Annotated in this window: 5 protein-coding genes; 3 read left to right on the top strand and 2 right to left on the bottom strand. The window is 70.2% G+C overall.

The window, feature by feature from the left end:
- Nucleotides 1-549, bottom strand: a 549-nt coding sequence (locus HY68_RS15295; RefSeq protein ID WP_078863619.1) for a TetR/AcrR family transcriptional regulator, incomplete at its 3' end; no start/stop codon positions are given.
- Nucleotides 550-768: 219 nt separating this feature from the next.
- On the opposite strand from HY68_RS15295, the gene HY68_RS15290 reads away from it, so the two are divergent.
- From HY68_RS15290 to HY68_RS15280, 3 genes are read left to right on the top strand one after another with little or no spacing between them, the layout of a single operon-like run.
- Nucleotides 769-1,629: an ABC transporter permease gene (locus HY68_RS15290; RefSeq protein WP_241778770.1), complete on the top strand. Its 861-nt coding sequence runs from the start codon at nt 769-771 to the stop codon at nt 1,627-1,629.
- On the top strand, nt 1,622-2,443 hold the full coding sequence (locus HY68_RS15285) for an ABC transporter ATP-binding protein (protein ID WP_041989091.1): 822 nt from the start codon (nt 1,622-1,624) through the stop codon (nt 2,441-2,443). The genes HY68_RS15290 and HY68_RS15285 overlap by 8 nt, the downstream gene beginning before the upstream one ends.
- Before the next feature lie 27 nt (nt 2,444-2,470).
- Nucleotides 2,471-3,820 carry a glycosyltransferase family 87 protein gene (locus HY68_RS15280; protein ID WP_241778584.1) on the top strand — a complete coding sequence of 450 codons (1,350 nt, stop codon included), beginning with the start codon at nt 2,471-2,473 and terminating at the stop codon, nt 3,818-3,820.
- A 65-nt stretch (nt 3,821-3,885) separates the two neighbouring features.
- Here HY68_RS15280 and HY68_RS15275 read toward each other — a convergent pair whose 3' ends face one another.
- Nucleotides 3,886-8,823: an NAD-glutamate dehydrogenase gene (locus HY68_RS15275; RefSeq protein WP_041989089.1), complete on the bottom strand. Its 4,938-nt coding sequence runs from the start codon at nt 8,821-8,823 to the stop codon at nt 3,886-3,888.
- Nucleotides 8,824-9,216: the final 393 nt, after the last annotated feature.

Here is a 9,216-nt window from a genome sequence, read left to right as displayed (position 1 = left end):
CAGCTTGTTGCGCACCACCACGAGCCGCCAGTACAGCGGCCCGACCGTCAGGTCCAGCAGCCGGTCGGGCTCCGTGGCCGCGGGCAGCTCGCCGCGCTCGACCGCCTCACGGACGATGACGGCGGCGATGCCGCGCTGGCCGTCCGTGAGGGCCGCCTTGATGGTGTCGGCGATCTCGGGGTGCCGGGCCGACTCCACCAGCAGATCGGGAATGACCTGCGAGGCCACCGGGTGGCGCAGCGCGTGCGAGCCCACTTCCAGCAGCGCGCGCACGTCCCCGTAGAGCGATCCGGTCGCCGGGGCGGGCAACCCCTGGTCGGCGAAGACGGACATCAGGTCGAGGACCAGCGCCAGTTTGGACTTCCAGCGGCGGTAGACGGCCGTCTTGCCGACACCCGCCCTGCGCGCGATGCCCTCGATCGACATCCGGGCGAATCCGACGGCTGCCAGCTCCTCGAAGACGGCGGCGCGGATGGCGTCGGTCACGTCTTCCCGGAGCACGGCTGCTCCTGCGGGGACGCGGCGTGAGGTGCGCGGGTCCGGGCTCATAGGACTTGAGCATACCTTGACGACGGAACGGTTGCGTTGCGACGTAAAACCGTCCTACTCTCAGCGTTGCGACGATACGGATCCGTTCCATCGCAACATCCGTCACTCCCGGCCGTCGCCCGCGAAGACTCAGCTACGTCGAAAGCGACTCCAGTGAGCGAGACGATCGCACGGACCCATCCCCCCACCCCGCCACGGCCCGCAACGGCCGACGAGGAACTGGACCCGGCGGCGCTGGCCGCGAAGTACGGTCTGTCCGTCAGCGGGGCCCGCCCGACGCTGACCAGCTACGCACGGCAGCTGTGGTCACGGCGGCACTTCATCACCGCCTTCGCCACGGCGAAGCTGACGGCGCAGTACAGCCAGGCGAAGCTCGGCCAGATCTGGCAGATCATGACGCCGCTGCTCAACGCGCTGGTCTACTACTTCATCTTCGGGGTGCTGCTCGGCACCAAGAAGGGCGTCGAGGACTTCATCCCGTTCCTGGTGACGGGCGTGTTCATCTGGAGCTTCATCTCCAGCGCCGTCACCGCCGGCACCCGGGCGATCTCGTCCAACACCGGGCTCGTACGGGCCCTGCACTTCCCGCGCGCCGCGCTGCCGATCTCGCTGGCGCTGCAACAGCTCCAGCAGCTGCTCTTCTCGCTCTGCGCGCTGTTCGCGATCCTGCTCGCCTTCGGGCAGTACCCGACCTTCAGCTGGCTGCTTGCCGTGCCGGCGCTGCTGTTCATGTCGATGTTCGCGACGGGCCTGTCGATGATCGTGGCGCGGCTCGGCGCGAAGACGCCGGACATCGCGCAGCTCACGCCGTTCGTGCTGCGCACGTGGATGTACATCTCCGGCGTGATGTACAGCATCGACAACGTGATCGACAAGGTGCCGCACGCGGTCGGCGTGGCCCTGGACTGCAACCCGACAGCGATCTACATCGACCTGATGCGCTACGCGCTGATCAGCAGCTTCGGCCCCGACAAGCTGCCGCCGCACGTGTGGCCGCTGGCCTTCGGCTGGGCGGTGCTGCTGGGATTCGGCGGGTTCCTGTTCTTCTGGAAGGCCGAGGAGGAGTACGGACGTGGCTGAGACGACGCCCAACGACACGTTCCCGGCCGACCGGGTCCCCACCGTCATCGTGGACGACGTCCACATCACGTACAAGGTGCACGGCACCCGGGGCGGCAGAGGGGCCGCGACCTCCGCCCTCACCCGGATCGTCTCGCGGCGCGGCGCCCCCGGCGTGCGGGAGGTGCTGGCGGTACGCGGGGTGAGCTTCGCCGCGTACAAGGGCGAGGCCATCGGGCTCATCGGCTCCAACGGCTCGGGCAAGTCGACCCTGCTCAAGGCGGTGGCCGGACTGCTGCCGCCGTCGCGGGGCAAGATCTACACCCAGGGCCAGCCCTCGCTCCTCGGCGTCAACGCGGCGCTCATGGGCGATCTGACCGGCGAACGAAACGTGGTGCTCGGCGGGCTCGCGATGGGCATGTCGCGCCAGCAGGTGCGCGAACGCTACGACGACATCGTGGAGTTCTCCGGGATCAACGACAAGGGCGACTTCATCTCGCTGCCGATGCGCACCTACTCCTCGGGCATGGGCGCCCGGCTGCGGTTCTCCATCGCCGCGGCCAAGAACCACGAGGTGCTGCTCATCGACGAGGCCCTGTCGACCGGCGACGCCAGGTTCCAGAAGCGCAGCAAGGAGCGGATCGAGGAACTGCGCGAGGAGGCCGGCACGGTCTTCCTCGTCAGCCACAGCAACAAGACGATCACCGAGACGTGTGACCGCGCCCTGTGGCTGGAGTCGGGGACGCTGCGCATGGACGGCCCGGCGGCGGACGTCGTCGCGGCGTACGAGCAGTTCACCGGCGGGCCCGCCGCAGCGGGCAAGAAGAAGAAATAGCGACAAAACGGTCTAGGCTGCCGGTCGATGACAAACCGTCGGACCGGCACGACCGGCATCCCAGTCCCCGTTTCCGTAGCGCCGCCGCCCGGCTTCGGGCCGCTGCTGACCGTCGGTTTCGACGGCAGGCCGCCCGCCGCAGGCGCGCGCCCCTGGCTCGCGCTCGGCGGGGTCTGGGCGGTGACCAGGGCGGCGATGGCCGTCCTGCTCGTCCAGGACGACCTCGGCGGTGGCGGGGTCAGCGCCGAGGTGTACGACCTCTACCGGGGCTGGTACGGGCAGCTCAGCCACGGCGCTTTCCCTTCGGGCGACGCCAGTTGGCAGTACCCGCCGGGGGCGGGCGCCGTGCTCCTGTCGCCCGCGCTGCTGCCGTGGTTCACGTACTTCCAGGCGTTCGTCGCGCTGACGCTGCTCGCCGACGCGGTCGTCACCTGCGCGCTCGCCCGTGCGGGCCGCGGCTCGGGATCACCGCTCGACGGGGCCTGGGCCGACCAGGCGGGCGCGGGCGCCGGCGCCGCGGGGGCCTGGCTGTGGGTGTGCGGGCTGCCGCTGCTGCTGCACATCCCGCTCGCCCGATACGACGTGCAGGTCACCGCGCTCGCCGTCCTCGCCCTGCTGGCGCAGCGCCGCCGGCCGCGGCTCGGCGGCACGCTCGCCGGGATCGGCGCGCTGGCGAAGGTCTGGCCGGTGCTGACCCTGCTGGGCACGGCCCCCGGCCGCACCACCCGGGCGGTGTGGACATCGGCGGCGGTCAGCGCGGGCGCGCTGTTCGCGGTGCTGGCGCTCTTCTTCTCGCACCCGCTGGACTTCCTGCGGCAGCAGGACGGCCGCGGCGTGCAGATCGAGTCGGTCGGCGGCACGGCCCTGTCGCTGGCGAAGCTGGCCGGCTGGTCCGGCACGGTCTCCTACCGGTACGGGGCCTTCGAGTTCACCGGACCCCAGGTGCCGGACGTGGCCAGGGCTGCGCTGCTGCTGACCGCGCTCGCCTTCTGCTGGCTGCTGCTGTGGCGGGTGCGGGCGGCGCGCTGGACGGCGGCCACGCCCTTCGACGCGGCACTGACCGCCGTACTGCTGTTCACCGTCACCAGCCGGGTGATCAGCCCGCAGTATCTGATCTGGCTGCTGGGCCTGGCAGCGGTCTGCCTCACCTCACGGCACACCACCCAGCGCCCGGTGGCCCTGCTCCTGCTGCCCGCCTCGGCGCTGAGCGCACTCGCCTTCCCGCTGCTCTACGGGGACGTCATGGCGGTCACCCCGCTCGGCTGCGCGGTCGTGGCGACCAGGAACGCACTCCTGCTGGCCGCGACGGCACTGTCCTGCCGCCGGCTGTGGGCGGGCGGTCGCCCGCGTAAGGAACTGGGCCTGCACCTGCGCTGACGGAGCAGCACCGACAGGGGAAAAGCGGAAGGCGCCCGGCGGTGTGCCGGGCGCCTCCCCTCGCGTCAGCTGTGGGTGCGCAGCAGCGTCCGCATCGTGCGCATCGCGACCGACAGGTTCGCCAGGTCGAACGAGTCCGAGCTCTGGATCTCCTCCAGCGTCGAACGCGAACGGCCCAGGATCGCCGCGTTCTTCTCCTCCCAGGCCTTGAACCGCTCCTCGGGGCTGGCACTCGCGTCACCGGCCGACAGCACGTCCGCCGTCAGCGCGGCGTGCGCCGAGTACAGGTCCTCGCGGATGGAGGCGCGGGCCATGGACTGCCAGCGGTCCGCGCGCGGCAGCTCGATGATCCTGTCCATCAGCTGACTGATCCGCAGCCGGTCCCCGAGGTCGTAGTACACCTCGGCGACATCCAGCGGGTCCTGCTCGGTGCGCTCGGCGATGGCGACGATGTCGAGCGTTGGGAAGGCCGAGGAGAACCCGGCCACCCGCAGGGCCAGTTCCTCCGGGACCCCGGCCCCTGTCAGCTCCTCCAGGAGCTTCTGGTACCACTCCAGCTCGGCGCCGAGCAGCAGCGTGGGCAGCTTCGCCCAGACCCGCGCGACGCCCTCGGCGAAGAACTCGATCGTCCCTGCGATCTCCAGCGGCTGCGGCCTGTTGCCCAGCAGCCAGCGCGTACCGCGCTCGACGAGCCGACGCGAGTGCAGCCTGATCCGGGTCTGGACGCCGGCGTCGACCTTGTTGTCCAGCGCCTCGACCTCGTCCCAGACCCCGCTCAGACCGAAGATCTCCCTGGCCGCCGTCTGGGCCCTGACGATCTCCTCGATCGAGGCGCCCGTCTCCTCCCGCAGCCGGTGCAGGAAGGTCGAACCGCCTGAGTTGACGGTGTCGTTGACGAGCACCGTCGTGACGATCTCGCGGCGCAGCGCGTGCGCGTCGATCTGCTCGGCGTACCGCTCCTGGAGCGGCACCGGGAAGTACGCGTGCAGCAGCTTGCGCAGGTACGGGTCGTCGGGGAGCCCGGTGTGGATCAGCTCGTCCGCGACGGTGATCTTGGTGTAGGCGAGCAGCACCGCCAGCTCGGGCTGGGAGAGCCCCTTGCCCGCGCTGAGCAGTTCGCGCACCTGCCGGTCGGTGGGCAGGAACTCCAGCGCCCTGTTGAGGTGTCCGTCCCTGCTCAGCCGGCGCATGTAGCGCTGGTGGGCGTGGAGGAGGGAGGGCGACTGGGCGACGGCGTTGGCGAGGGCCGTGTTCTGCGCGTAGTTGTTGCGCAGCACGAGCGCGCCGACCTCGTCGGTCATCGCCGCGAGCAGCTTGTTGCGCTGCTTGACGGTCATGTCACCGCTGGTGACCAGGCCGTTGAGCAGGATCTTGATGTTCACCTCGTGGTCGGAGGTGTCCACGCCCGCGCTGTTGTCGATGGCGTCGGTGTTGACCTTGCCGCCCTCGCCGCCCGCCCCGCGCCGGGCGAACTCGATCCGGCCGAGCTGGGTCAGACCGAGGTTGCCGCCCTCGCCGACGACCCTCGCCCGCAGGTCCTCGCCGTTGACCCGGATCGCGTCGTTGGCCTTGTCGCCGACGTCCGCGTGGGTCTCGGTCGTGGCCTTCACATACGTACCGATGCCGCCGTTCCACAGCAGGTCGACCGGGGCCTGGAAGATCGCCTTCATCAGGTCGGCCGGCGTCAGCTTCGTGACCCCTTCGTCGATGCCGAGGGCCTCACGCACCTGCGCGTTGACCGGGATCGACTTGGCCGTACGGGGATGGATACCGCCGCCCTGCGACAGCAGCTTCTTGTCGTAGTCGGCCCAGGACGAGCGCGGCAGCTCGAAGAGCCGGCGGCGCTCCGCGTACGACGTCGCGGCGTCCGGCTTCGGGTCGATGAAGATGTGCCGGTGGTCGAAGGCGGCGACCAGCCGGATGTGCTCGGAGAGCAGCATCCCGTTGCCGAACACGTCACCGGACATGTCGCCGACGCCGACGACCGTGAAGTCCTCGGACTGCACGTCGTGGCCCAGCTCGCGGAAGTGCCGCTCGACGGACTCCCAGGCGCCGCGGGCCGTGATGCCCATGCCCTTGTGGTCGTAGCCGGCGCTGCCGCCGGAGGCGAAGGCGTCACCGAGCCAGAAGTTGTACGCGACGGCGACTTCGTTGGCGATGTCGGAGAAGCTGGCCGTGCCCTTGTCGGCGGCGACGACCAGATACGTGTCGTCCTCGTCGTGCCGGACCACGTCGGTCGGCGGCACGACCTCGCCCGCCACGAGATTGTCCGTGATGTCGAGCAGCGCCGAGATGAAGATCTTGTACGAGGCGATGCCCTCGGCCAGCCAGGCGTCCCGGTCCTCGGCCGGGTCGGGCAGCTGCTTGGCGACGAAGCCGCCCTTGGCGCCGACCGGCACGATCACGGTGTTCTTCACCATCTGGGCCTTGACCAGGCCAAGGATCTCCGTACGGAAGTCCTCACGCCGGTCGGACCAGCGCAGCCCGCCACGGGCGACCTTGCCGAAGCGCAGATGGACGCCCTCGACGCGCGGCGAGTACACCCAGATCTCGTACGCGGGACGCGGCGCCGGCAGGTCGGGGATGGCCTGCGGGTCGAACTTCACCGAGACGTAGCTGTGCTGCTTGCCGTCGTCCCTGAGCTGGAAGAAGTTGGTCCGCAGCGTGGCCTTGATGAGAGTGAGGAACGAGCGCAGGATCCGGTCCTCGTCCAGGCTCGCGACCTGGTCGAGGGCTCCGTCCAGCTCCTCCATCACACCGTCGATCAGCTCCGTGCCGGCGCGCTGGCGGCCCGGCGACATCCGGGCCTCGAAGAGCGAGACGAGCAGCCGGGCGGTGTGGACGTTGTTGCAGAGGGTGTCCTCCATGTAGTCCTGGCTGAACGTGGACCCGGACTGGCGCAGGTACTTCGCGTAGGCCCGCAGGACCATCGCCTGGCGCCAGTTGAGGCCCGCCCGCAGGACGAGGGAGTTGAAGCCGTCGTTCTCCGCGGCGCCGGTCCACACGGCGGCGAAGGCGTCCTGGAAGCGCTCGCGCGCGTCCTCGGCGAGATGGGCGCTGCCCGCCGCGCTCTTGGGCAGCCGCAGACCGAAGTCGTAGATCCAGGCGAGGGAGCGGTCGGTGCAGCGCAGCTCGTACGGGCGCTCGTCGACGACCTCGACGCCGAGGCGCTGGAGGACCGGCAGGACGGCGGAGAGCGAGACCTGCTCACCCGTCCGGTAGATCTTGAAGCGGCGCTCGTCGGCGGCGGCGCCGACGGGCTCGTACAGCGAGAGGGCGAAGTCCTTCTCGGTCCTGGCGAGCGCTTCGAGATGGACGAGGTCGGCGACGGCCGAGCGCGGCGAGTGGTCGGCCTTGTACCCCTCGGGGAACGCGTTCCCGTAGCTGCGCAGCAGCCCTGCCGCGCGCTCCTCGCCGCATTCGGCGTTCAGCGCGTCGGCGAAGGCGTCGGCCCAGGAGCGGGCGGCCTCGACAAGCCTGGCCTCGATGCGGTCGGCGTCGGCCTCGGTCAGTTCCGTCAGCTCGGTGCCGGTCGGTACGCGCACGACGAAGTGCAGCCGGGAGAGGATCGACTCGGTGTTCCAGGCGGTGAAGTCGACGCTGGTGCCGCCGAGTTCGTCCTTGAGGATGTCGATGAGCCGCAGCCGGACCCCGGTGGTGTAGCGGTCGCGCGGCAGATAGATCAGGGCGGAGTAGTAGCGCCCGTACTCGTCCTGGCGGAGGAAGAGCCGCAGCCGCCTGCGCTCCTGGAGGTACAGCACGCTCGTGGCGATGGTCCGCAGCTGGTCGGCGGGCGTCTGGAACAGCTCGTCGCGCGGGTACGTCTCCATGATCTGCATCAGGTCGCGGCCATCATGGCTGTTCGGGGAGAACCCCGCGCCTTCCAGCACCTCGGCGACCTTGCGGCGGACCACCGGCACCCGGCGTACGGACTCGATGTACGCGGCGGACGAGAACAGCCCGAGGAAGCGGCGCTCCCCGATGACGTTGCCCTTGGAGTCGAACTTCTTGACGCCCACGTAGTCGAGGTAGCTGGGGCGGTGCACGGTGGCGCGGCTGTTGGCCTTGGTGAGGATGAGCAGATTGTGCTCGCGGGCCTTGGCACGGGCGTCGGCGGGCAGCCTGCTGAAGGAGTGGCTGGCCGGGTGGTCCTCGTCGTCGCCGTGCTGCGGGTCGGCGCGCAGGATGCCGAGGCCGGTGCCGGCCACCGCGGTCAGCGCGTCGGCCTCGGTCAGCTCGTACTCGCGGTAGCCGAGGAAGGTGAAGTGGTCGGCGGCGAGCCAGCGGAGCAGTTCGCCCGCCTCCTCGACCTCTTCCGCGCGCAGATCGTCGGCCATCGGCTCGCCGGGCAGCTCCTCGGCGACGCGCAGCGCGGCTTCGCGCATCTTCTCCCAGTCCTCGACGGCCTCGCGGACGTCGGACAGGACGCGCAGCAGATCGGCGGTCATCTGCTTGAGGTCGGCGCGGTCGGTCTCGCGGTCGACCTCGACATGGATCCAGGACTCGACGTGGGTGTCGTGCGGGCGCTGCGTCCCGGGCGGCAGACCGCCGGGCAGCACCTCCAGCAGCTTGCCGGTGATGTCGCGGCGCACGGTGATCTGCGGGTGCACGACGGCGTGGATGCCTCGGCCCTGGCGGGAGAGTTCGTTGGTGACGGAGTCCACGAGGAAGGGCATGTCGTCGGTCACGACCTCGACGACGGAGTGCGAGCAGAGCCAGCCGTCCTCCTCGACGGTCGGCGTGTGCACCCGTACGTTGGCCGTGCCCTGGGGGCGATTCTCGGCCAGTCGGTAGTGGGAGAGCGCGGCCCCGAAGACGTCGACCGGGTCGCGGTCGGCCAGGTCCTCCTGGGCCGTGTGCAGGTAGTAGCGCTGGAGGTAGGCGAACAGCGTGTCCTCGCCGGGTCCGCCCCCGCTGTCGGTTCCCCCCGCCGGGCTGTTCTCAGCGACCCGGGCCGCCCGGGTGAGCAGTTCGGCCTTGGCTTCGTCCAGCTTGGTCTGCATGTTCTTCTCTGGCTCCTGTCGCGCGCCGTTGCGTGACGTCGGTGAAAGAAGCGGCACGACGCCACGACGCGGGGTTTCCGGTCGGGGACGACGTTATGCCGCGATGAGAGATGTCCGGGACGTTATTGGCCAATTTTGGCTTCGGGTCCGGATCCGGGGGACCAGCGATCACCCGGACGCTGTGGCGCTCCGGGCGTGCACCGGGGGCTTCGCTGCCCCCTCGGCGTATCGCGCTGATCACGGCCCCAAGGCTATCCCTCTTCACAGGGGCGCGGTCACGAGCCGCATGTGTACAAAAGCGGGCCCGAACTTTGACACTCTGGACAGCGACACGGAGTCGGGCGCGTCCCGTCCGGCACACCGCCCGGAGGCGGTCGACCGGCGACCGGCCGG

The sequence above is a fragment of the Streptomyces sp. AcH 505 genome, from assembly GCF_000818175.1.
Classification (GTDB): domain Bacteria; phylum Actinomycetota; class Actinomycetes; order Streptomycetales; family Streptomycetaceae; genus Streptomyces.
The sequence above is the reverse complement of the archived record's forward strand: the minus strand, read 5'-3'. Positions and strand labels throughout refer to the sequence as shown.

What these genes read in the sequence shown, in the direction of transcription:
- HY68_RS15280 (WP_241778584.1), top strand. Translation starts at nt 2,471, where the DNA reads ATGACAAACCGTCGGACCGGCACGACCGGCATCCCAGTCCCCGTTTCC.
- HY68_RS15275 (WP_041989089.1), bottom strand. Translation starts at nt 8,823, where the DNA reads ATGCAGACCAAGCTGGACGAAGCCAAGGCCGAACTGCTCACCCGGGCG.